The 21,645-nt window shown below is 58.2% G+C and carries 20 protein-coding genes; 15 read left to right on the forward strand and 5 right to left on the reverse strand.

Annotated elements, in window-relative coordinates:
* The first annotated feature begins 155 nt into the window (after positions 1-155).
* From MOV76_RS01875 to MOV76_RS01910, 8 genes are all read left to right on the forward strand, one after another.
* The gene (locus MOV76_RS01875; RefSeq protein ID WP_018444502.1) at positions 156-1,406 is read left to right on the forward strand and encodes a transporter substrate-binding domain-containing protein; all 1,251 of its coding nucleotides are present in this window, start codon (positions 156-158) and stop codon (positions 1,404-1,406) included.
* 144 nt (positions 1,407-1,550) lie between these two features.
* The gene (gene urtB / locus MOV76_RS01880; protein WP_247263664.1) at positions 1,551-2,444 is read left to right on the forward strand and encodes an urea ABC transporter permease subunit UrtB; all 894 of its coding nucleotides are present in this window, start codon (positions 1,551-1,553) and stop codon (positions 2,442-2,444) included.
* 1 nt (position 2,445) lies between these two features.
* Entirely contained in the window at positions 2,446-3,585 is a 1,140-nt protein-coding gene (gene urtC / locus MOV76_RS01885; protein ID WP_131704248.1) for an urea ABC transporter permease subunit UrtC, read from the forward strand.
* Between the two features lies 1 nt (position 3,586).
* A complete protein-coding gene (gene urtD / locus MOV76_RS01890) occupies positions 3,587-4,336 on the forward strand; it encodes an urea ABC transporter ATP-binding protein UrtD (RefSeq protein WP_247263665.1) in 750 nt (249 codons plus the stop codon).
* Positions 4,336-5,031, forward strand: coding sequence for an urea ABC transporter ATP-binding subunit UrtE (gene urtE, locus MOV76_RS01895; protein ID WP_018444506.1), 696 nt, complete (start codon positions 4,336-4,338; stop codon positions 5,029-5,031). The genes urtD and urtE overlap by 1 nt, the downstream gene beginning before the upstream one ends.
* 27 nt (positions 5,032-5,058) lie before the next feature.
* Complete coding sequence (locus tag MOV76_RS01900; protein WP_018444507.1) at positions 5,059-6,810, forward strand: nitrilase-related carbon-nitrogen hydrolase; 1,752 nt, start codon at positions 5,059-5,061, stop codon at positions 6,808-6,810.
* 12 nt (positions 6,811-6,822) lie between these two features.
* Positions 6,823-7,980, forward strand: a complete 1,158-nt coding sequence (locus tag MOV76_RS01905; RefSeq protein WP_247263666.1) for an iron-containing alcohol dehydrogenase — start codon at positions 6,823-6,825, stop codon at positions 7,978-7,980.
* Positions 7,981-8,080: 100 nt separating this feature from the next.
* Positions 8,081-8,968, forward strand: a complete 888-nt coding sequence (locus MOV76_RS01910; protein ID WP_247263667.1) for a hypothetical protein — start codon at positions 8,081-8,083, stop codon at positions 8,966-8,968.
* A gap of 137 nt (positions 8,969-9,105) precedes the next feature.
* Here the strand turns inward: MOV76_RS01910 and MOV76_RS01915 are convergent, their stop codons facing one another.
* The gene (locus MOV76_RS01915; protein ID WP_247263668.1) at positions 9,106-9,246 is read right to left on the reverse strand and encodes a hypothetical protein; all 141 of its coding nucleotides are present in this window, start codon (positions 9,244-9,246) and stop codon (positions 9,106-9,108) included.
* Positions 9,247-9,478: 232 nt separating this feature from the next.
* On the opposite strand from MOV76_RS01915, the gene MOV76_RS01920 reads away from it, so the two are divergent.
* Together MOV76_RS01920 and MOV76_RS01925 are read left to right on the forward strand one after the other, a co-directional pair.
* Positions 9,479-9,940 (forward strand): mobile mystery protein A, encoded by a 462-nt coding sequence (locus MOV76_RS01920; RefSeq protein WP_247263669.1) that lies wholly within the window; start codon positions 9,479-9,481, stop codon positions 9,938-9,940.
* The gene (locus MOV76_RS01925; protein WP_113544095.1) at positions 9,937-10,533 is read left to right on the forward strand and encodes a mobile mystery protein B; all 597 of its coding nucleotides are present in this window, start codon (positions 9,937-9,939) and stop codon (positions 10,531-10,533) included. The genes MOV76_RS01920 and MOV76_RS01925 overlap by 4 nt, the downstream gene beginning before the upstream one ends.
* Positions 10,534-10,887: 354 nt before the next feature.
* On the opposite strand, the gene MOV76_RS01930 is transcribed toward MOV76_RS01925, so the two are convergent.
* The gene (locus MOV76_RS01930) at positions 10,888-11,463 is read right to left on the reverse strand and encodes a LysE family translocator (RefSeq protein WP_247263670.1); all 576 of its coding nucleotides are present in this window, start codon (positions 11,461-11,463) and stop codon (positions 10,888-10,890) included.
* 75 nt (positions 11,464-11,538) lie between these two features.
* Complete coding sequence (locus MOV76_RS01935) at positions 11,539-12,414, reverse strand: ribokinase (RefSeq protein ID WP_247263671.1); 876 nt, start codon at positions 12,412-12,414, stop codon at positions 11,539-11,541.
* A gap of 323 nt (positions 12,415-12,737) precedes the next feature.
* Between MOV76_RS01935 and MOV76_RS01940 the strand changes: the two genes are divergently transcribed.
* The 3 genes from MOV76_RS01940 (at position 12,738) to MOV76_RS01950 (ending at position 16,683) form a co-directional block, all read left to right on the forward strand.
* On the forward strand, positions 12,738-13,562 hold the full coding sequence (locus tag MOV76_RS01940) for an IclR family transcriptional regulator (RefSeq protein WP_247263672.1): 825 nt from the start codon (positions 12,738-12,740) through the stop codon (positions 13,560-13,562).
* A 347-nt stretch (positions 13,563-13,909) separates the two neighbouring features.
* A complete protein-coding gene (locus MOV76_RS01945; RefSeq protein ID WP_247263673.1) occupies positions 13,910-15,883 on the forward strand; it encodes a VCBS repeat-containing protein in 1,974 nt (657 codons plus the stop codon).
* Positions 15,880-16,683, forward strand: a complete 804-nt coding sequence (locus tag MOV76_RS01950) for a shikimate dehydrogenase (protein WP_245472814.1) — start codon at positions 15,880-15,882, stop codon at positions 16,681-16,683. Before MOV76_RS01945 ends, MOV76_RS01950 begins: the two co-directional genes overlap by 4 nt.
* Positions 16,684-17,217: 534 nt before the next feature.
* Here MOV76_RS01950 and MOV76_RS01955 read toward each other — a convergent pair.
* Positions 17,218-18,150, reverse strand: a complete 933-nt coding sequence (locus MOV76_RS01955) for an SMP-30/gluconolactonase/LRE family protein (protein ID WP_247263674.1) — start codon at positions 18,148-18,150, stop codon at positions 17,218-17,220.
* 175 nt (positions 18,151-18,325) lie between these two features.
* Positions 18,326-19,333 carry a Gfo/Idh/MocA family protein gene (locus MOV76_RS01960; protein ID WP_247263675.1) on the reverse strand — a complete coding sequence of 336 codons (1,008 nt, stop codon included), beginning with the start codon at positions 19,331-19,333 and terminating at the stop codon, positions 18,326-18,328.
* Between the two features lie 178 nt (positions 19,334-19,511).
* Between MOV76_RS01960 and MOV76_RS01965 the strand changes: the two genes are divergently transcribed.
* Together MOV76_RS01965 and MOV76_RS01970 are read left to right on the forward strand one after the other, a co-directional pair.
* A complete protein-coding gene (locus MOV76_RS01965) occupies positions 19,512-20,342 on the forward strand; it encodes an IclR family transcriptional regulator (RefSeq protein ID WP_247263676.1) in 831 nt (276 codons plus the stop codon).
* Between the two features lie 143 nt (positions 20,343-20,485).
* On the forward strand, positions 20,486-21,538 hold the full coding sequence (locus MOV76_RS01970; RefSeq protein ID WP_258719687.1) for an ABC transporter ATP-binding protein: 1,053 nt from the start codon (positions 20,486-20,488) through the stop codon (positions 21,536-21,538).
* Positions 21,539-21,645: the final 107 nt, after the last annotated feature.

Genomic DNA, 21,645 nt, shown 5'->3' on the forward strand with positions numbered 1-21,645 from the left:
TGATGGCAAGGGCGCCCGCAGGCTGTGACAAGCCTCGCGGGTTTTTTGTTGTCTGCTGACAGTGACGTCAGTTCTCTACCCATTTTCGGCATGAAAGCCTCGCCGTTCGGCGGGCCGTGCCGCCGTGCGCGCCAATCAAAAAAAGGGGAACCAAGATGGTGTTCAACAGACGTGAATTTTTGAAAACCGCAGCCACCGCTTCTGCCGCGATCGCCCTGCCGGCTCTGGGCAGCCGCGCCTTCGCAGCCGATCCTATCAAGGTCGGTGCGCTCTATTCGCAAACGGGCGGGCTTTCGGTTGCAGAAAAGCTTCTGGCAAACGGCGTCATGATGGCCGTTGCCGAAATCAACGCGGCCGGCGGCGTTCTCGGCCGTCCGGTCGAGGTGGTCGTCGAAGATGGGGCATCCGATCCGAAGACCTTCAGCGAGAAAGCTTCGAAACTGATCCTCAAGGATAAGATCTCCACCGTGTTCGGCTGCCATACCTCGGCCAGCCGCAAGGCCGTGCTGCCGATCTTCGAGCGACGGGGCGCGATGCTGTTCTACCAGACGCATTACGAAGGCTTCGAGTGCTCGCGCAACGTCGTCTATTCCGGTGCCGTACCGAACCAACAGCTCTCCAACTACATCCCCTGGATCGTCGAGAAACTGGGCAAGAAGAAATTCTTCATCGTCGGCTCGAACTATGTCTATCCGCGCGAGATGGCCAAGGTTTCCAAGAAGCTGATCGAGGCAGCCGGCGCCGAATGGGTGGCGGACGAATATCTGGAGCTTGGCCATTCGGAATGGGCCGTCATGGTCAGCAAGATCAAGGAATCGGGCGCCGACGTGGTCCTGTCCAACGTGGTCGGCGACTCCATCATCGCCTTCTATCGCGAGTTCAAGAACCAGGGGCTCTCGCAGGAGGTTCTGCCGATCTGCGCGACGGTCACCTCCGAAATCGAAATCGCGGCGATGGGCGCCGAATATGCGGCAGGAAGCTATACCTCCTTCCCCTATTTCATGTCGATCGACACACCGGCAAACAAGAGCTTCATCGACCGCTTCAGGACGTTCGTCAACGATCCAAAAGCCGTTACTTACCATTCACTCGAAGCCGCCTATTTCCAGGTCTTCCTGTGGAAGCAGGCCGTCGAAAAATCCGGCGATCTTTCTGCGGAGGCGATCAGGGCCGGCATTCGCGGCCAAACCTACGAAGCACCCGGCGGCAAGGTGACCACCGATCCCGATAACCTGCATTGCTGGCTGACGCCGCGCATCGGGCAATGGCAGGCGGACGGCCAGAGCAAGGTGGTGAACGCCTACCCGGCGCCGATCAAGCCCCTGCCCTATTCGGCCTATGGCGAGACGGAGAGCAATCTATTCTGCACCAGCAACGGTCTCGACGCCGCAAAGCTCAAGGGCTGACCCCTTCCCCGCGACGTCCCGCCATCCATGGATGGCGGGATCATCTCTCGGTAAGGCCGGCCTCCCCTCTTCTTCCGCAAGCTGCCATCAGGATGGGCAAGGCGCAGGAGAGTTCGGCCCGTCCTTCTCACGAACGGTGGCGTTATGCTCGACATTCTCTTTATCGGCCTCAGTCTCGCCTCGATCCTTCTTTTGGTCGCGCTTGGCCTTGCCATCACCTACGGCGCCATGGGCGTCATCAACATGGCCCACGGCGAAATGGTCATGATCGGCGCCTATGTCGCCGTCCTCTCCGGCATCTGGCTAAAAGCAAGCCTTCTGCTTGCGATCCCTCTGGCCTTCGTCGTCACGGCCCTGCTCGGCCTGCTGATCGAGCGGGTGGTCGTCCGACGGCTCTACGGCCGTCTGCTGGACACGCTTCTCGCCACCTGGGGAATCGCCATCCTTTTGCAGCAAGCCGTGCGGCTCGAGTTCGGCCTGTCCTTTTTCGGCATTCACGTCGAAGGCCTGGGCGCCGGCCTGCAGAACGTCGCCGTGCCTGTCTACCTGCAGGGCACGTTCAGGCTCGCCGGCGCTGATATCAACGCCTACCGCGCCTTCATCATCGCCGTTGCCGCCGCGCTGACACTGGCGACATGGTTCATTCTCTACCGGACGGCGGCCGGCATGCAGGTCCGCGCCATCATCCGGAACCCGAAAATGGCCGCTGCCTGCGGCATCGACGTGAAACGCGTCAACGCCATGACCTTCGCGTTCGGGTCGGGCCTTGCCGGCGTCGCCGGCGTCATGATGTCCGGCTTCAAGACCGTCTTTCCCGACATGGGCACGACGATGGTCGTCGACGGCTTCATGGTCGTGGTGACCGGCGGGGTCGGCAGCCTTTTCGGCACCATCCTCTCCTCAGGCCTGCTCGGCGAGATCAATGCCCTGGTGGCCATCGGTACGAACGACATCCTGGCGCGTGCCGTCGTGTTCGGCGTCGTCATACTCGTCATCCTCGTCAAGCCCAGCGGGCTGTTCTCGTTCAAGGGACGCTGACATGAGCATTGAACGGAAATTCCAGATCGCGGCTTATGTGCTTTTCATCGCGGTGATCTTCACAGCCCCCGTTTTCGGCGACGAATTCTGGCTGAATCGCATTTCGAAATACCTGGTCTACGGCATGCTGGGCGTCGCCATCGCGCTTACATGGGGATATGCGGGCATTCTCAATCTCGGCCAGGGACTGTTTTTCGGCCTGGGCGCCTACATGCTGGCCATGTCGTTGAAGCTGTCGAGCCTGACCAGTCTCCAACAGGGTTCCGACAAGCCGGTTCCGGATTTCATGCTCTGGAATGCCGAGCCCGGCGCGCCGACGGAACTTTGCTGCATCAACAAGGGCTCATTCCTCTGGCTTCCCTTTCAAAGCCAGTCGGTGGGTCTTGTGCTCGGCATCGCGCTTCCGGTGGTGATTGCCGGCGCACTCGGCATGCTGGTTTTCCGCAAGCGCATTTCCGGCGTCTTCGTCTCGATCATCACGCTGGCGCTCGTTCTGCTCGTCCGCCTCGTCATGGTCGATGCGCAGCCGGTGACGAACGGCTTCAACGGCCTGACGGATCTCGGCTGGCTCACGATCGGCGGCGTCGAATTCGATCCCTACAGCCGGGCGACCTATTATCTGTGCGCCGTATGCCTGTCGCTGACACTCATCGGTGCGCGTCTTATCGTGGAAACCCGAGCGGGCATGATCCTGCAGGCGATCCGCGATGACCAGGTGCGCGCCCGGTATCTTGGCTTCGACGTCTCGCTCTACCAGGTGTTCTTCTTTGTCATTTCGGCAGGGATCGCCGGCGTTGCCGGTATGCTCTACGTCGTCGTCGCGGAGTTCGCCTCTCCGACCTTCATGGATCTGTCCTTCTCCGTGACGATGGTCGTCTGGGCTGCCGTCGGCGGCCGCTCGTCCCTGCTTGGCGCCTGCATCGGCGCAATTCTGATCAACATGATCGAAGCGGAGGTCAGCGAGACCGAGGCGCTGGTCGAGGCGTGGAAAGCGATCATCGGTCTGATCTTCGTGCTGGTCGTTCTGTTCATGCCGCGCGGCCTTGGCGGCGTCGCGCATGACGTGCTGCGGTGGTTCGTCCGCCGGCGCAAACCAGCTGAGGCCCTTCCGGCATTGCCGCGGCAAAGCGAGGCATTGTGATATGAGCGCCATTGCATTGACCATCGACGGTCTCGGCGTCGATTTCGGCGGTTTCCGCGCCGTCAACAATGTCAGCATCACCGTCTTCGACGGTGAGCTGCGTGTGCTGCTTGGCGCAAACGGTGCCGGTAAGACGACCTTGATGGATCTGGTGAGCGGCAAGACGCGCAGCACCCAGGGCAGGGTCTTCGTCTACGACACCGACATCACCAACTGGCCCGAACACCGCATCGCACGCGCCGGCATAGGCCGGAAATTCCAGATTCCCAGCGTCTTTCGGGACCTTACCGTGCGACAGAATCTGGAGGTCGCCAATTGCCGCAATCCTTCGGTGCTCGCCAATCTTCGGTTCGGCTTTTCGCGTGCAGAGGCGAACCGCGTCGACGACGTCATTACCCTCATCGGCCTCGATGCCGAACACGATGTGATGGCCGCCTATCTCAGCCATGGCCAGACGCAGTGGCTGGAGCTCGGCATGCTCATCGTCCAGGATCCCAAGGTGGTTCTGCTTGACGAGCCGACAGCCGGGATGACCCAGGCCGAAACCCGCAAGACCGCCGAGATCATCAACAATCTCAAAGGTCGCCATACGATCCTCGTCGTCGAACACGACATGGGGTTTGTCCGCGAGATCGCCGAACGCATCACCGTTCTCCATCTCGGAGAGGTTCTGGCGGAGGGAAGCGTCGAAGATATCGAACGCAATCCGAAAGTCCGTGAAGCCTATCTCGGTTCGAAAGGAATATCCTGATGCTGTCGTTGAAAGACGTGCACAGCTATTACGGCCGTAGCCATATCCTGCACGGCGTCACCCTCGATGTTCCGGCCGGCAAGGTGACGAGCATCCTCGGCCGCAACGGCACCGGCAAGACGACGCTGTTGAAAACCTTGATGGCATTGACCGACCGCATGACGGGCGAGATGCGTCTGCAGGGAAAGGACATGGCCGCATCCCCAACGCATGAAAGGGCAAGGGCCGGCATCGCCTACGTCCCCCAGGGCAGGGAGATCATTCCCGATTTTACCATCCGCGAGAACATCCTGATGGGCGCCTTTGCCCGTACCGATGGCAAACGCGAGATTCCAGCGCTGGTGCCAGAGCTTTTTCCATACCTGATGGCCAATCTCGATCGGCCGGGCGGCGTGCTTTCGGGCGGCCAGCAGCAGCAACTCGCCATCGCCCGCGCGCTGGCCGCAGATCCGAAAGTGCTGCTTCTCGATGAACCTAATGAAGGCATCCAGCCTTCCATCGTCGAGGAGATTGAAAAGATCATCATCCGGCTCAATCGCGAAATCGGCATGACGATCATCCTCGTCGAGCAAAACGTCGCATTTGCGCGGCACGCGTCTCACCGGTTCGCAATGCTTGAGAAGGGGCGTGTGGTCGCGGCCGGCGCCATCGATGCTCTCTCCGACGCGCTTGTTCATCGGCATATGGCTGTCTGAAACAGCCCGCTATCCTCCATAAAGACAATGGGAACGACAATGACATCCACACAAAACTACACCGCCGCCACCATCCAGTTCGAACCCACCATGTTCGAGAAGGCGCGCAATATCAGCCGGCTGGCAGCCCTTTGCGAGGAGGCAGCGGAGGCAGGCGCGCGCCTGATCGTCACCCCCGAAATGGGCACGACCGGCTATTGCTGGTTCGACAGAGCCGAAGTGAAACCTTTCGTCGAAACTATCCCCGGACCGACCACGGATGTTTTCCAGGCCATTGCCAGCAAACACCGCTGCCATATCGTCGTCGGCATGCCGGAAGTCGACCCGGCGAGCGAACTCTACTACAATACCGCCGTGCTGATAGGCCCTGAGGGCGTCGTTGGCCGGCATCGCAAATCACATCCCTATATCGCGGAGCCGAAATGGGCTGCCAACGGTGACATCGTCCACGAGGTATTCGAAACGGAGATCGGCCGGATCTCGATGCTGGTCTGCATGGATCTGCACTTCTTCGAGACGGCGCGTCTGGAGGCGCTCGCGGGTGCCGACATCATCTGCCATATCTCCAACTGGCTGCAGGAGCGCACGCCGGCACCCTACTGGATCAATCGCGCCTTCGAAAACGCCTGCTATGTCATCGAGAGCAACCGTTGGGGACTAGAGAGAACCGTGCAGTTTTCCGGCGGAAGCTGCGTGATCGATCCCGACGGCACGGTCGCCGCATCCATCGATACGGGCGACGGGATCGTCTATGGCACTATCGATCTCGCTCTTGCCCGCCGCCGCGAGGTCCTGTGCGAACCGGTGTTTGAGTCCCGCCGGCCCGAACTCTACATGAACATAATGACCAACAGCTTCACCTGGAACCCGGGCGACTACTTCCGTCTCTATGGCTACCAGCCGATCCCGCGCGGACGCGCATCGCGTGCCGCCGTCGCCCAGTTCGCCCCCTCCTCCGTCGTCGCAGACAATCTCGCCCGCATCGCCGATCTGGCAGCCGAGGCGAAGGCAACAACAGCGCCGGACATTCTGGTTTTCCCGGAACTGTCGCTGACCGGACTGGAGGCGCCGCAACGCCGGGCGGAGCTGCTCTCGGGCCCGACGGTATCGGCCTTCGTTCATCTGGCGATGAAGCTCGGTTTCTATCTTGTCGCCGGATTTGCCGAGGCGGATGGGGACAAGGTTTATAACAGTGCGGTTCTCGCTGGCCCCGAGGGGCTTGTGGGAAGCTACCGTAAGACGCATCTCGGCATTTCCGACAGCTGGGCGACGGCCGGCGACGAATGGAAAGTCTACGATCTGGCGATCGGCCGCGTCGGTCTGGCGATCGGCCACGACGCGCTCTATCCGGAAGCCATCCGTTCGCTCGCGCTGTTGGGATGCGACGTGGTCGCTTGCCCATCAGCCATAGCTGGCACTTTCACCGGCAGCCACAACGGCACGAAAATTCCGCATAACTATCCGATCCCCAAGGGCGCCGATCCCTACCACTGGCATGCGTTGCGCGTGCGCGGCGGCGAGAACAACGTCTATTTCGCCTTCGCCAATGTCCTGGATGCGGCGCGGGGATACCTGGGCAAGAGTGCGGTGTTCGGGCCGGATTCCTTTGCCTTTCCGCGCCAGGAATCGGTAATCCTGGACGAGGACGGGATTGCGGCAGCAACCGTCGACACCACCAATCTCGAAACGCCGTATCCGACGAACATCGTCCGGCGAAAGGATCTTGTCGTCATGCGCCAGCCGCATCACTATCAGCCGCTCGTCAAATGGCATCAGTGAGAGACCGGCAAGATGTCCACATTCACATTCGCGACCGTCCCGCAGATCATCGCGGGACCGGGTTGCATCACGAGGCTTTCGGAGCTGACGAAAACCCGGCTTGGACCGCGCGTCATGGTGATTTCGGACGATGGGGTCGTCAAAGCGGGGCTCGTTCAGCCGGCCCTGGCAAGCCTTGCGGACGGCGGCGCTGAAATATCGATCTTCACCGGTGTTGTCGCCGACCCGCCGGACGCCATCATTCATGCCGCTGTGGCGCAGGCGATCGGTTTCGGCGCGACGGGTGTACTTGGCATCGGCGGCGGCTCGTCGCTTGATGTCGCAAAACTTGTGGCTCTGCTCTGCAAAAGCGGCGATGCACTCGATGATATCTATGGAGTGGGCAAAGTCAGCGGGCAGCGCTTGCCGCTGGTGCTTGTACCCACAACGGCAGGCACCGGCTCCGAAGTCACACCGATTTCCATCGTCACCACGGGCGCATACGAGAAAAAAGGCGTCGTATCGCCAGTCCTGCTGCCGGATGCGGCGCTTCTCGACGCGGAGTTGACCCTCGGCCTGCCTCCAGCCGTGACGGCTGCAACGGGGATTGACGCCATGGTGCACGCCATCGAGGCTTTCACCTCCGCGAGTGCAAACAACAATCCGGTTTCCCGTTCCCTTGCCAAGGAGGCCCTTCGGCTTCTCGGGGCGAATTTAGAGATCGCAGTGATGAGAGGAACCGATCTGGCCGCCCGGCAGGCGATGCTGCTCGGCGCGATGCTGGCCGGTCAGGCCTTTGCCAATTCGCCGGTCGCTGCCGTCCATGCTCTCGCCTACCCGATCGGTGGCCGCTATCACGTTCCGCACGGCCTTTCCAACAGCCTGGTTCTGCCGCACGTGCTGCGCTTCAACGCGACGGTGTGTGGTGATGCCTATGCCGAACTGGCGCCGTGCCTCTTTCCTCATCTTGGGCCCGCCGGTCTGGCTGAGCGGCTTTCCGGTTTCATCGAAGGATTGGCAATACTGCCTGTGCGCCTCAACCTGCCCGTACGCCTGCGCGATGTCGGAATTCCCAAGGACGGGCTTCCCCTGCTAGCGGAAAGTGCGATGGAACAGACCCGCTTGCTGGTCAACAATCCGCGCACGGTGTCGCTGTCGGATGCCGCGAGGATCTACGAAGTCGCTTGGTAAAAAGGTGCCTCGTGCTGGGCGTCCTGCCTCGTTATTGCCAGTAGTTGCAAAGCCGCTGACCCTGTGGTTGCATGTCCGGACTTCTGAGGGGGAGCCATTCATGCTGCGAAGAGATTTCCTGCGACAGAGCGCGTTATTCGGAGCTACGCTTTCGACAGGATGCACGAGTGATGATGCAACGCCGACTGCGCCCGGCAAGGGGCAGCCTCTTATCGACGCTCATTGTCATCTATTCAACGCTTCCGACCTACCCACCACCCGCTTCCTGCGGCAAGTTGTTTTCGAAAACTACCCTGAGCAGTCCTTCCATGTCATGGGGGTATGGGATCCCGACGCTATAGATGTCGCTATCGAATTGGCCTTGCGCCTCCTCGGAACCAACACAGCACCTGACGCTGATCAGGAAATCCGTGTGCTGACGAACAAGGCTCATCCGGAAAGAACTGCGGCAAATCGAGAGCAGGCGCGCCAGGCTGCCATCGAGGATATGGCAGGATTTCTCCTCGAGATTGACAGGCGCAGCCGCAACCGGGGTCCTGCGACCATGGGAACCGCTGGGGAGCATGATGCCGCTCCACCGGAAAGCGGAGAAATGAAGTTTCTGGACTTCGTCATCGGAGGCAAGCCTGGGACAGTACGCGCGAGCGCAGTTGCTCCCCTGACTATGATCGAAGCTCGGGCTGCAAGTGCGCGTGCTTTCGTCGACCTTGGCATGTTCAGCCGTTACCTCGAATGGTTCAGTCTATTCCGTCTTTATAGCCATGTTCTGGTGGATCAACTCGTCGCGGACGCACGCCGACAAGGATTTGAGCCAGTAATGTTAACGCCGCTTCTGGTCGACTACGACGAGTGGCTCTTCGAAGATGTGAGAACGCCTCTCGCCAAACAAATGGAGGTGATGGACTACATCTCTCGCAGAACATCAGCGTTGGCAAGCCCCCTCACCATGCGCATTCCGAGGCGAACGGCAAATCGGCTATCATCTTAGAGTTGCAAATGGAGCAAACCTTTCGAAGGTGGCCGATCCTGAGACAAGCTACAATATAAGCACGGTCTTTGGGCGCCGAGAAGACGGGTCGCATGGCGGAATGCCACTCTGCCATCGATCGCCGGTGTGCAGAATGCTCAGCTGCTCCGATGCATCGGTTCGCGAAACTGGAATTCGATAACGTCCTCGATCGTTCCATGGAGCCAACGCTCCCATTCGCTTTCCTGCAACAGGACCGGGCGATCGTTGAATGGCCTGACCAGTTCGTTTGCGGTCATCGTCATTCCGGTTGCGGCAAAATCCCGCCCAGGCGACTGTTATAACACAGAACAAAATAGGCACAAACCGATATCCGCCAGACTCCAGCCTGATTTCTGATTCTTGATTCACAGAATACAGCCTGATATTTTGAATCTTCCAATCATATTATAGACTGTGTGTTGCCGTTGATAATCAGTCTGTATTCTGATATTTTTGTCTCATGATCAGCTTACAGTCTGAGGGCAATGAATGAAGAGCGACAGTCGAAAGAGGGGGCGCCTGCGACTCGATGAACGACTTCGAGCGCTCCAACCGATCGACCGGTTCAGGGCGCCGCCGAAGGGATGGGTGCGCGCACTACGCGACGCGCTCGGGATGACGGGTGCGCAGCTCGGCACGCGCATTGGCGTGCGGCCCCAAACCGTAGAAGCGATAGAGAAGTCGGAAGCCGCGGGCACGATCCAACTTAACACCTTACGTCGTGCAGCTGAGGCGATGGATTGCACCCTCGTCTACGCACTGGTACCCAACAGTTCACTCGGGGCTGTCGTCGAGGCGCGCGCGAGGAAAATCGCAACGCGCGAGCTTCAGCGCGTCGCGCATACAATGCGGCTCGAAGCTCAGGGCACGGATGAAGCGGACTTCGAATCGCGCGTCCAGGCATACATTCGCGACAAGCTCTCCGAGCGCGACCTCTGGAACGAGACATGACGGACCTGTTTCAGGAGCCTGAGGGCGCAACGCCCCTTGAACCGCATGAGCGAGAGGGGCTGCTTCAGACATGGATCACGCACCGCCGTGATCTCAACGAGGCAGAGCAGGAAAACATCGTCGAGGGTGCGGCCTGGGCGCGCGGTCGCCGGCGCGTATCGCTTGAACGAATGCTCAGCGAGAACTTTATGCGGACACTGCACAAGCGGATGTTTGGCGAAGTCTGGGAATGGGCCGGCACCTTCCGAACGACGGAGCGCAACATCGGTGTCCAAGCCTACCGTATCGGCGCGGAGCTCGCGAGCCTGTTAAGCGACGTCCGATATTGGGTGGAGCATGAGACATTTTCGCCGGATGAAATTACGATCAGGTTTCACCATCGCCTGGTCGCGATCCACCCATTTCCAAACGGAAATGGCCGTCACGCTCGCTTGGCGGCCGATCTTCTGATCGAACGCCTTGGCAGCGAGCGTTTCAGTTGGGGCGGCGGAACTCTGGCCGATGTCGGTGAGCTGCGGACTCGCTACGTCGCAGCCCTTCGCGCAGCCGACAACCATAATATCGCCCCGCTGCTAGAATTCGCGCGCACATGAGAGGCGCAGCTTCAGTGCACATCGTTCGCCTTGAAAGGATACGAACCGTCGGCGCCTTACGCAGATGAGTTAAGCGTTTGATAAGTCGAAGGTGAGGCATGCCTATTTATGGAATTTTTGTTAGAGGCTGCCGCAGCGCCGAACCAAATGTCACGTGTCAAACCGTCTCCCCAATGTAGACATGATGCTCCATAGTAGTTCGTATGGCCGGATAATCGTTTGCGTTGAATGTCTGTGTCAACCAGGCACCTCGAGTAGACTGGGTCTCCTGAACCTCGACTGAAGAGTTCGAACTCGCAACGTCACTATTGTAAGATAGTCGAATGCGGACTCAGACCCGATCGTTTAATGGTCCTAGGCTTGAAACAGCCCCGCGACAACCGTGCAGGACACGATAGCGAGCCATACGGACGCGGTCCGCTGAAGTATCATCAGGCGCCAATGGCTTCGCGGACCGACCTGCGTCAACCTGCCTATTAAACCCCAAATCACGGCAACTATGCTTGCCAAGGCAACGAAAATGATAAGCTTTGGCAGGAAGTCCGACGCGCTCGGCGGAGGTAGAAGAACAAGTCCGAACACAAGGGCCTTGGGGTTGAGCGTCGTCGTCACATATATGCGTCGAGCGGTCACGCAGCGGTCCGATACATCTTTGTTTCCCGCCACCCAAAGCTTTATTGCGAGATACATAACCCAAATCGCCGCTGCGGCCTTCAGCACCAGAGCAGTTTCCGGCCAACGCCTGATCAGCTCTCCCCCAAGCCACGTAAGGGGCAAGATCATAGTAAGGTAACCGAGCAATTCGGCGGGGAGTAGTCTCGGAACGACCCAAAAACTGTTGCGTGCCGATGCCAACCCCATCAACGTATTGGTCGGGCCGGGGCTTAGTAGGAGAATGAACACCGTCGAGATAAATGCTGGATAGCTCATTGCAGGTCGCCTGTAGTGGTAGTGTCTTGAGTCAAGTTCGATGGGGTACACGCAGGTGCTTGCCCTTGGCTTTTCTCAGGTCCAACTATCTGTCTCGTCGTTGTAAGGAATGCTCGACTGGCTTCCCGGACGCGAGCAGGCAATCGCAGCGGCCTTCGCGGCTCGTCGCATCGCCGCGTCGAGCGAGAGGCCTCGATCGAGAGCCGACGCGAGGACGCCCACAAAACAATCACCAGCTGCGGTCGTATCCACAGCATCAACGCGCAGCGCTGGGACCCTTACATTCTCGCCATCGATGAACGCTTCGGCTCCCTCTCCTCCCATGGTGCGTAAGACACCGGTGTCGAGAGACTCGGACAACGATCTCGCGGTCGACTCGCAACCAAGCCAACCGGAAAGAGCTTCGGCCTCGTCTTCGTTGACGATTACGATATCGACGAGAGAGAGAAGGTCGCGATCTAGCCGGTAGGCAGGAGCGAGGTTGAGAATCGACTTTGCGGGATGATTGGAAACCCGTCTGATTAGATTTTCAATCTGAATAGCGTCGTTCTCCATCTGCATCAGGACGTAACTTGCGTTACGAAGCAGCTCATCTTCAACGCTATCGGATTGGGCTGCCAGATTGGCGCCTGCTGCGACTGCGATCATATTGCGGCCATCGGCATCAATCATTATTGCGGCGGAGCCGGTAGGCTCGTTCGATCGGACCACACGGCGGATATCGACCTCGCTTTCCAAATTCTGAAGGGCGATAGGGGCCATGGCGTCGTTACCCACCGCCCCGGTCATGACGACATTTGCGCCATCCCGCGCAGCTGCCAGCGCTTGGTTAGCCCCCTTCCCTCCAGCCTCCGTTCGCGATCCGCGGGCTAAGACCGTCTGACCCGCTTGAGGTATCTCGTTGACCAGGTAGATGAGGTCAACATTTATGGATCCGAACGTGACGATCATACTACCAACCCCTCGTTTGCTGCTCGCCGGCGGCGCCAAAATGAGCGATCGCTGTGATCTTCGTCTGCAATCGAAGTGCACATCACCGTGACAATCCGTTAGTTCTCACTCTCATTCGCTTCGCTTATAATCAGAATTGCTTTTTCTTTTAGAATCCATTTCTATTTTCATCAAGCTCAAAGAGCATTCCGAACTTGTCCGGCTCGAGCCCCCGGACCAAACAAACCGAGACTTGACAGCTGCGACAACAAATGGATCTGTTGTGGAAGCCTATTCCATATTGGAAACAAACCTTATAGGCTTCACTAAAAGGAGATTACGGTTTGACCGTCGCAGCCGTATCACGATGCCTGACGCTTTTGGAAGTGTTGGCTGGAGAAGCAGGATCAATCGAGTTGTCCGACCTCGCTGGACGTCTTGATATGCCAGCGAGTGCGGTCCATCGCCTTTTGACTACGCTGATTAGCCACGGTTGGGTGACCCAAGATGCCGCGAGCCAAAACTATGCCCTTTCTCTTCGGTTGAGCGCCTTGGCGTTCCGGAATCTCGATGCCCGGAACGTCCCCGACGTGGTCCAATCTGTCCTGAATCGGTTGGCTGCGGAAACGCAAGAATATTGCCGTCTAGCGATCCTGGAAGGTCAGGATTTGGTATGGGTGGCACGCGCACAAGGAGCGACAACCGGCCTCCGATATGATCCGGACATGGGACAAGAAATCGTTCTTCACGCAACGGCGAATGGAAAGGCGTGGCTTTCCACCCTGCCTGAAGAACGCGCACTGGAGATTGTCTATTCTCGCGGTTTTGCGGCCAAACGAAAGCTTGGTCCCAATTCTGCTCGATCGATCGATGAACTCAGAGTCCGACTGAATGAAACCCGGGAGCGGGGCTTCGCAACCTCTGTCGAGGAGGGTGAGGCTGGTACCGCAGCAGTTGCGGTTCCCTTTCGAACGAGTTCTGATGCTGAAGCGCCGGTCGCTGGAACGATCTCCGTTGCGGGACCTCTTATGCGCATAACCGAAGATCGTTGGCCCGACTTAGTTCGCTCCCTCAAAAAGGCTGCGGAAGAACTGAGCGACATCTGGCCTCTGCGAGTTCGTCAGCGAACCATGACGCCACTGATCGTTGCAACCGGCGCTGTGCGGTAGCTGCGTCTACACTTACTTTCAAGCATGATCACGTCCGGCTGGATCTGCAAGGACCACCGAGCTCTGGCATTGCAGACCTCATCATGTGCCCTCACGAAGCGGTTCTGCGCCTCTCCGCGCCCTCGAGCTTGTCCACTGCCAGCCCGCCAGCAACGCAGGCTGATTGGGAGCACACTCGCGTCTATCCTCTGCTCTTTGCCGGACATCAGCCTCTTCCTCCCTATCTATCACCGTGCCGATGTTTCGCACCCGAAGGCGCGCCTCACTCAATTTTCCAGTAGATTTGAAAGGTATTTTCGTTTTAGAAATCATTTCCAATTAAATCCCCAAGTAAGAGAGGGTTTGCGATGAGCGTAACAAGATGGGAGGACGACGCCACTCTTTGGCACGGTCCAGACTATGGCTCGGAGGCTTTGAAATACCACCCGGACGTCAAGTCGGCGGCTGTCGCAGGTCGGATCATCACCTGTGTCGAGATCGTCGATTGGAGCGGCACAGGTACAAAGGACATGCTGATTTCTGCATGGGACGCCTGCTACGACGGTCGCGTCTTCTTGCGTCGCCAAATCGGCACCAATCCTGACGGCACACCTGTCCTAGGTAAAGAAGAACTTGTCGAAGGCGTCCGCGGCTACGTGACGGCCGTTAAGGACGGAGATGTTTTCCATCTTGTCTCCGCGTCGCGCCTGCGCAAGCAGATTTATGTGTTTCCCAACATTGGAAAAAAAGGCGCGCCTGAATTTGGCGACCCCGTGCGCCTTGACCTCGATGCCGACTGGGTCAAGGGTAACGAATATTTCCATATGGCCCGGTTCCACGATATCGATGGCGACGGGGTGGCGGAACTCATCGTCGGTAGCGACTACTGGAACGATTATTGGCCGAACGGTCTGGAATGGAACGATGAAGGCTATCGTGGCTATGACGACGCCGGACGTTGGCTCGGCGGTCCGCTGCGTGGCTTCCTGTACGCATTCAAGAACAACGGTACGCTCGCAGCTCCCGTGCTGGAAAAGGGTCATGCCCTCATCGCCGGCGAAACGCCACTTGAGGTCTATGGGCAGCTGGCGCCCGCATTCGGCCAGTTCGGGACTGGGCAGCAACACATCATCGCAGGCGAGTTCTGGAATATCCTGCATATTGCCCGGCAGCGCGAAGACGGAACCTTCGAGCCGACCAGCCTGGTCCGCGGTGTCGACGACACGGTTCTGCAACTCGAACAGTGCATCCATCTCCCCTGCGTCGTCGATTGGGATGGCGACGGTCGCGAAGATATCGTTTACGGCGCCGAGGATGGATACATCAGCTTCCTCAAGAACGTCGGCGATGGCGAAGACGGACTTCCACGTTTCGAGCAGCGCGGTCGCATCGAGACCACGAAGCCATTGATTCACGCGGGTATCCTGCCAAGCCCCGCGGCCTATGATTTCAGCGGTGACGGGCACTACGATCTTATCGTTGGCAACAGCACAGGCGAATTGCTCTTCTACCAGAGCCGGGAAAAAGACGGGATCATTTATCTCGACAAGGAAGTCATGCTGAAGGGTGGCGACACGCCGATCCGGCTTGCAGCCGGATTGACGGGCTCTATCCAGGGGCCGTCGGAAAAAATGTTCGGCTATTCCTGCCCGACCCTTGCCGATTGGACCGGCAATGGCAGCATGGACATTTTGGTCAGCGACGTCACAGGCCGTCATCGGCTATTCCGAAACACCGGCGAAAAGGTCCTGCCGCCGCGCTTCGGCGAGGAGGAGTTCCTAACCTTCAAGGGCAAGCCCTTGAAGACAGTCTGGCGGGTTCGACCGGCGGTCGTTGATTGGCACAAGGACAGCGACCTCCATTATGTCGCACTGGATGAGGACGGAGTGCTCAGTGACTGGAGGAAGGCGTCCGACACGGAACTCGTCGACAAACGTTTCCTACGTTGGGAAGATGGCGAAGCAATGCGCTTTACGGTCGATGTCGGCGGCGGTCGCGGTCGCGTGAAGCTCTGCTTTTGCGATTGGGAGGACTCAGGTCGCACCGATCTGATCTTTGGCACCCATGCTCGCGCCTGCGTGCCACCGGATCCGAAGACCGGCGCACCACGCAATACAACAAAGCAGGCGGGCCTGTTCTACTCCCGCAACGTCGGAACACCAGAAGAGCCGCGCTTTGCGTTGCCAATCCCCATCAAGCACCGTGACGAGACCATCCAGATGGCGATGCATGTCGCTTCCCCAGAAGTCGTCGACTGGGCGGGCCGCGGAAATCTCGATATCGTTGTCGGGATCGAAGACGGCAGCATCGTCTGGCTCAAGCGCGAGGAACTGTCGTGGTGAGCGTCAACATTCGAGGCACAACAAAGCTGATTGGCATCATCGGCGACCCGATCGCCCAAGCTAAGTCGCCAGCTGCGGTCAATCCTCTTTTCGCGGCACGCGGAGCAGATATCGTGTCTGTCCCGCTTCATGTCCCCGCAAAAGACCTGACGACAATCTGGGCCGGGCTGAGGGCGATGCCGAACCTCGTGGGGTTCGGCATTACTCTGCCTCACAAACAGACGGCCATCGATCTTTGCGACAGTCTCGATCCGGTGGCCGCCCGGGTCGGCGCTGTCAACTTCGTCCGGCGCGAACGCGACGGTAGCTTTCGAGGCTACCAATTCGATGGCAGAGGTTTTGTGCGTGGCCTCCAGTCGAAGGGAATCTCGATTGAGGGTCGCGATGCTCTCATCATCGGAGCCGGTGGCGCTTCGGTCGCTATAGCGTTTGCACTCGTCGAGGCAGGTGCAAACAGCATTACAGTATCTAATCGAACTTTTGACAAAGCCGAAGCGCTGGCGGAGACGGTGAACGCTGATTTTGGAAGAAAAGTTGCCAAGGCAGGCAGGGCCGAGCCGGAAGCAGGCCAGCTCGTCGTCAATGCCACGTCACTCGGCCTTCAAGATACTGACGCGCTACCGCTCAATCCAGATCTCCTGCAGCCAGGGATGACATTCGCTGAAGTCATTGCCCAGCCGGAAACAACCAGGCTTCTTGCGCTGGCTGCGGCAAGGGATGTCGAAACGCATTCCGGCATGCACATGATCACCGGACAAGCCGACCTCACCGTCGACCATATCTGTGAGCTTTGGGCTTAGTCGCGTTCAATTTGGCGCACCCATCCGGCATGCCGGACGTTTCACCATGCCATTCGCACCGGTCACCCGATGCGAAGCTGGGGACGCCAAGTTCAGCCCCGATTTTCAGTTCGCGTGTGAGCCACAATATTTCGCATGACGATAGCCAATCCAACCCACTCCGATTGCGCCGATCCGCGGCTTACCGACGAACCTGTTCATTTCTGATGCCTCCCACCATTGGATGAAGATGCTCGCGCACTGCTTACAATATTCGCGGAATTTCTGTGTTGACACACGACGGTCCGTCCGGACGGCCATGTTAGGGTGCATTCGCGGTCTGCAGTGCAGTGAGCCTTGCGCCTGATGAACGCCAGCATCCGAGTGCTTCTCAGAGTTAACTTCCTGACAGGATTGCGCTCAGGCTCAGTAGTCTCCAGCTGAGGTGGCTTCAAAAGCTCTCACTGGCACCTGTCGGGAGGGCCATCGTCAATGCATTGGTCATGAAGAAGCTGCCGCTCTTGCAAACGGGCCTCTGCCGAGGCAGTGCCAGGATTATCGAGTTCCCTGATTTTGCAGCCTCAGACCTTTCTCTGGCCACCGAAGTCTGCCAACCATGCCTGTCAGCGATAGCGTCACGACGGCGTCGCGCAATCCTCGGCCTGCAAACCCGAGGTTTGTCGGATAGATTTCCGGCATCCACACTTGGTCAAGCAGTTTGCCTTGTGGAGAAATCACCGTTATGCACCCGGTCACCAAGGTCGAGACACAGATGTTACCGGAAGCCGCAATCTTCAGGCTATCCAGGCGTTGGAAGCCGCCAAGTCCGATAACGAGCTCGCCGCCGCTCTGGCTCGGAAAAGGTCTTTTATGGACTACTCCCGGCCCAGCGATGGCGTAGCTCCACAGTCGTGCTGTTTCCATTTCGGCGACGTAAAGCGTCGAGAGATCGGGTGACAAGCCAATTCCGTTTGGTGCGAGAAGTGGGAACACCACCCTCTTTATCGAACTGCCATCGGCTTTTCCGTAATAGACAGCCCCATGGTCCCGGTAGAACTCCCGGACCCTGCCCGTGTCAGTAAAATAAAAGCCGCCCTGATCATCGAAAACGATGTCGTTAGGGCCGCTAAGTATTCGGCCGTCGCACTGGTCATACAAGGTCGTGACCTCACCCGTAGCGATATCGACCCTTTGGACCAATCCGCCGGAGTAATCTGGAGCCAGACCAACGGGTCGCAACCAATCACCCTCCTGCTCCCAGGAGAAGCCCCCATTATTGCAAACGTACAGCGCTCCATCCGGCCCTAAAGCCATCCCGTTAGGACCGCCGTTGGTGACCGCCAGTACGTCCTGTTTTCCGCCTTTCCTGATCCTCACGATCCTGCCGCGACCGATCTCAACGACGGCGATCGAACCGTCGGGGAGTTCGACGGGGCCTTCCGGAAAGTGAAGTCCCTTGGCAATGATCTCGATGGCAGGCTTCGTCATACAATCGGCCGATGGTGCAATACGATGTCCGCGTAAAAATCTAAGGCGAACGGATGGTTGTCATAGACTCGGGCGCCCGAGGCCAGGCCGTTGTCGCAATGGGCTACGTCGCGGCTGACTTTTGCAGCTCGAGCTGAGGGTCATCTGCGCCGCCAGACAACTGTTAAGCGGCGAGTTAGGTAGTGGCGTCGATCTGTTCAGGAAGGCCCCCGTTTGCCGCCGAACGGTACCCCGCTTCGATGACGGCCAGTGCGCGTTCCGCCTCGAGTAGACCTGCAAAGGGAGGGCGGCCCTTTGCGAGATCAGCCCAGCTGCGGCGAAGAAAAACCGGGTAATACTCGTCCGTATTGTATTCGATTGTCGTCGACCTAGCCTTCTCGTTTTCACGCGACTTTGCATAGAACTGGTCCGCGTAACCGCGAATGTAAGATTGACGATGCGAGATCGAGAACGAAAAGTCTCGCTGATCCTTGGCTGTGGAGGGATACAGATAGCCAGTCTCGATTACACCGATCTGACCTGAACCGGTGCGGCAGGTGAACACAGCTTGTTCGTCAACTGTTACATCAGGTCGATAAATCTGGACCTGGCCTGAGACCTGGGTGATTGGGGATTGGGTCAGGTTTGAAATCATGTCGATGAAGTGAACGCCGACGTTCAGCATCGACCCACCTCCGGCAAGCGCCTTATCAAGCATCCAACCGCATCCGTTTCGCTCATAACGGGCAACCGACCCCACGATAAACCTGAAGGAAAGATGCTGGAAACCCTCTGGCGAGAATCCTGCAGCCGGCGAGAGACGATCGCCCAGGTCGCTCACGCGCATAATGAGAGGCACGCTCACATAGACGCCATGCTTCTCCGAAAGTTTGCGGATACGACGAACTTCCTCGAGATTCACCCCGCATGGCTTCTCTATAAGAAATGGCTTGCCTTTGGCGATCAGACTCTCTGCGAGTTTGGCCATGTCGGAATGACGGCTAAACACGAGCGCAAAGTCAAAGTCCTGGCTCATCAGTTCGTCATTGGAACCATAGAGCTTGCAATTGAGCAGATCGGAAAAACGAGGCCCGGCGAATGAAGCGCTGTCCGATATGCCGATTACCTCGATACCCGGATCCTTCAGCGCTGGGATGTATAGCGGAAAATGCCAGTGGCTGACGTCGAATACTGCGATCTTCATCTCGACTCCGATTATTGGAGGTTTATCAAGGCGAGGAGCCGTGGTTAAACGCATCAAGGGCCGTGGCCAGACGACGGTGCGCGGACTGATGTTTTAACTGCCGTCAAGCGGCTCCTTGTGAAACGCCTCTCGTAATGCTATTGGAATAGCGTTCCGATAAACCGGATATCGTGATACCATGCGCCTTGTCAAATCCCTTCTAGACCGTTGTTTCGACGTCATCACGCTGTTGACGGAGAACGCCACTGGACTGTCGCTAGGCGAAATCAGTCGTCGACTGGACATCCCCAAGAGCGCAGCGCATCGCCTGCTCAACAGTCTGTGTGATCTGGGTTGGGCCGAACAGGATCCCGAGAACGGGTTCTACCGGCTTTCGTTGCGCCTCGCCGTGATGGGCCAGCGCCTGCTGGCCGGGACAAGAATCCCCGATATCTGCCAACCTATTCTGGATCGGTTAGCCAGCAATACCAAGGGACTAGGCAGGATTGCGATCCTGGATCCAGACGGCTTGACGTGGATCTCCCATTCGCAGGGAATGCGGTCCGGCCTGATTTACCAGCCCGAACTCGTTGCAAAGGTCCCGTTGCACACGACCGCCAACGGAAAAGCCTGGCTAGCGACGCTGGATCGGGAGGAGGCGCTGGCCAGGGCGGTTGCCAGTGGATTGGGACGGACAGACCTGGGTGGTCCGCGCGTTATCACGTCTAAGCAGACATTTTCTGCGGCTTTGGATGAGACTGAAGAACGGGGATGGGCCGCGGCGATCGAGGAAGCTGAAGCCGGCGTCGCCGCTGTCGCCGCTGTCATTCGCGTTGGAGGTCAGGTTGTTGGAACGGTGAGCATCGCTGGGCCGATCCACCACTTTTCTCCGCAAGTACTTCCGCAGTTAGCGGAACAGGTGAAGGCCACGGCCGAGGAACTTTCGCAACTTTGGCCGTATCGGATAGCCTCACCCAGCGCTCAAGCCAACACTTCGAGAATCTCGCAAGTTGTTGGAAATATTATCTAAAAATCTCCGACAGCTATCAGTGTATTTCTCGCATCACTGACCTCTGTTGACACCCGCCTTTCTTAATGGAATAACGTTCCAATAGCGATTGTGGAGATCGCCTTAAGGAAGTGGCCGCTTCGGTGGCCGGCAGGAGGAAACAGTTGGCTAGTGTTGAGCTCAAGTCCGTTCGCAAAGCTTACGGCGCCGTACCCGTGCTTCATGGCGTGTCAGTCGACATCAATGAAGGGGAGTTTGTAACCCTGGTCGGGCCCTCGGGCTGCGGAAAGTCAACTCTGTTGAGGATGATTGCTGGCCTGGAAAGCATCTCAGGCGGCGAGATCCAGATTGGCGGACGCACCGTCAACGATGTTCCTCCCAAGGCCAGAGATATCGCGATGGTCTTCCAGAACTATGCCCTTTATCCGCATATGACCGTTGCGGAAAACATGGGCTTCTCCTTGAAGCTGAAAAAGGCGCCCCGCGAGGAGCGGGCGACACGCGTTCAACGAGCAGCTGAAATCCTCAGTCTCACGAAACTCCTTGATCGCTACCCGCGCGAACTCTCAGGTGGGCAACGTCAGCGTGTCGCGATGGGCAGAGCAATTGTTCGTGATCCGCAAGTCTTCCTGTTCGATGAGCCGCTTTCTAACCTCGATGCAAAGTTGCGCGTGCAGATGCGCGCTGAGATCAAGGAACTGCATCAGCGGCTCAAAACAACGACTGTTTACGTGACCCATGACCAGGTCGAGGCAATGACTATGGCCGACAAGATCGTCGTCATGCACGACGGTTATGTCGAGCAAGTCGGTGCGCCGCTTGAGCTTTATGATTACCCCGCCAATATATTCGTTGCTGGTTTCATCGGATCGCCGTCGATGAACTTCCTTAAAGGCAAAGTCGAGCAAGGTCGGTTCGTTCTTGAGGACGGCCACACCCTTCCACTGCCTGCGAGCATAGCCGATATGTCGGAGAAGGTGATCTACGGCGTTCGTCCGGAGCATCTCGCTCTGAGTGACGGAGGAATGCCCCTCACCGTCACGGTCGTTGAACCAACAGGGTCGGAAACGCAGATCATTGCCCGTCATGGCTCTCAAACCATCGTCTGCATTTTCCGTGATCGAGTTCTACCGCAAGTCGGCGAGACCATCACCGTAGCCCCTGATCTTTCACGCGTTCATCTCTTCAGCGAGAGCACTGGCCGTCGCCTGTCCTGAGCACGCGACAAAACCCCACTCTGCCTGAGGCGCCTACACGGGATTAGTAATCGAATGTCGATACCTCCGCTACAACTCAGCACTGATCAAAGCGGGACCAACCTTGC

Source organism: Rhizobium sp. PRIMUS64 (genome assembly GCF_023006465.1).
Lineage (GTDB): Bacteria > Pseudomonadota > Alphaproteobacteria > Rhizobiales > Rhizobiaceae > Rhizobium > Rhizobium leguminosarum.

Excerpts from the sequence above, each read along its gene's own strand:
- MOV76_RS01875 (WP_018444502.1), top strand. The coding sequence starts at position 156 with ATGGTGTTCAACAGACGTGAATTTTTGAAAACCGCAGCCACCGCTTCT.
- urtB (WP_247263664.1), top strand. The coding sequence starts at position 1,551 with ATGCTCGACATTCTCTTTATCGGCCTCAGTCTCGCCTCGATCCTTCTT.
- urtC (WP_131704248.1), top strand. The coding sequence starts at position 2,446 with ATGAGCATTGAACGGAAATTCCAGATCGCGGCTTATGTGCTTTTCATC.
- urtD (WP_247263665.1), top strand. The coding sequence starts at position 3,587 with ATGAGCGCCATTGCATTGACCATCGACGGTCTCGGCGTCGATTTCGGC.
- urtE (WP_018444506.1), top strand. The coding sequence starts at position 4,336 with ATGCTGTCGTTGAAAGACGTGCACAGCTATTACGGCCGTAGCCATATC.
- MOV76_RS01900 (WP_018444507.1), top strand. The coding sequence starts at position 5,059 with ATGGGAACGACAATGACATCCACACAAAACTACACCGCCGCCACCATC.
- MOV76_RS01905 (WP_247263666.1), top strand. The coding sequence starts at position 6,823 with ATGTCCACATTCACATTCGCGACCGTCCCGCAGATCATCGCGGGACCG.
- MOV76_RS01910 (WP_247263667.1), top strand. The coding sequence starts at position 8,081 with ATGCTGCGAAGAGATTTCCTGCGACAGAGCGCGTTATTCGGAGCTACG.
- MOV76_RS01915 (WP_247263668.1), bottom strand. The coding sequence starts at position 9,246 with ATGACCGCAAACGAACTGGTCAGGCCATTCAACGATCGCCCGGTCCTG.
- MOV76_RS01920 (WP_247263669.1), top strand. The coding sequence starts at position 9,479 with ATGAAGAGCGACAGTCGAAAGAGGGGGCGCCTGCGACTCGATGAACGA.
- MOV76_RS01925 (WP_113544095.1), top strand. The coding sequence starts at position 9,937 with ATGACGGACCTGTTTCAGGAGCCTGAGGGCGCAACGCCCCTTGAACCG.
- MOV76_RS01930 (WP_247263670.1), bottom strand. The coding sequence starts at position 11,463 with ATGAGCTATCCAGCATTTATCTCGACGGTGTTCATTCTCCTACTAAGC.
- MOV76_RS01935 (WP_247263671.1), bottom strand. The coding sequence starts at position 12,414 with ATGATCGTCACGTTCGGATCCATAAATGTTGACCTCATCTACCTGGTC.
- MOV76_RS01945 (WP_247263673.1), top strand. The coding sequence starts at position 13,910 with ATGAGCGTAACAAGATGGGAGGACGACGCCACTCTTTGGCACGGTCCA.
- MOV76_RS01955 (WP_247263674.1), bottom strand. The coding sequence starts at position 18,150 with ATGACGAAGCCTGCCATCGAGATCATTGCCAAGGGACTTCACTTTCCG.
- MOV76_RS01960 (WP_247263675.1), bottom strand. The coding sequence starts at position 19,333 with ATGAAGATCGCAGTATTCGACGTCAGCCACTGGCATTTTCCGCTATAC.
- MOV76_RS01965 (WP_247263676.1), top strand. The coding sequence starts at position 19,512 with ATGCGCCTTGTCAAATCCCTTCTAGACCGTTGTTTCGACGTCATCACG.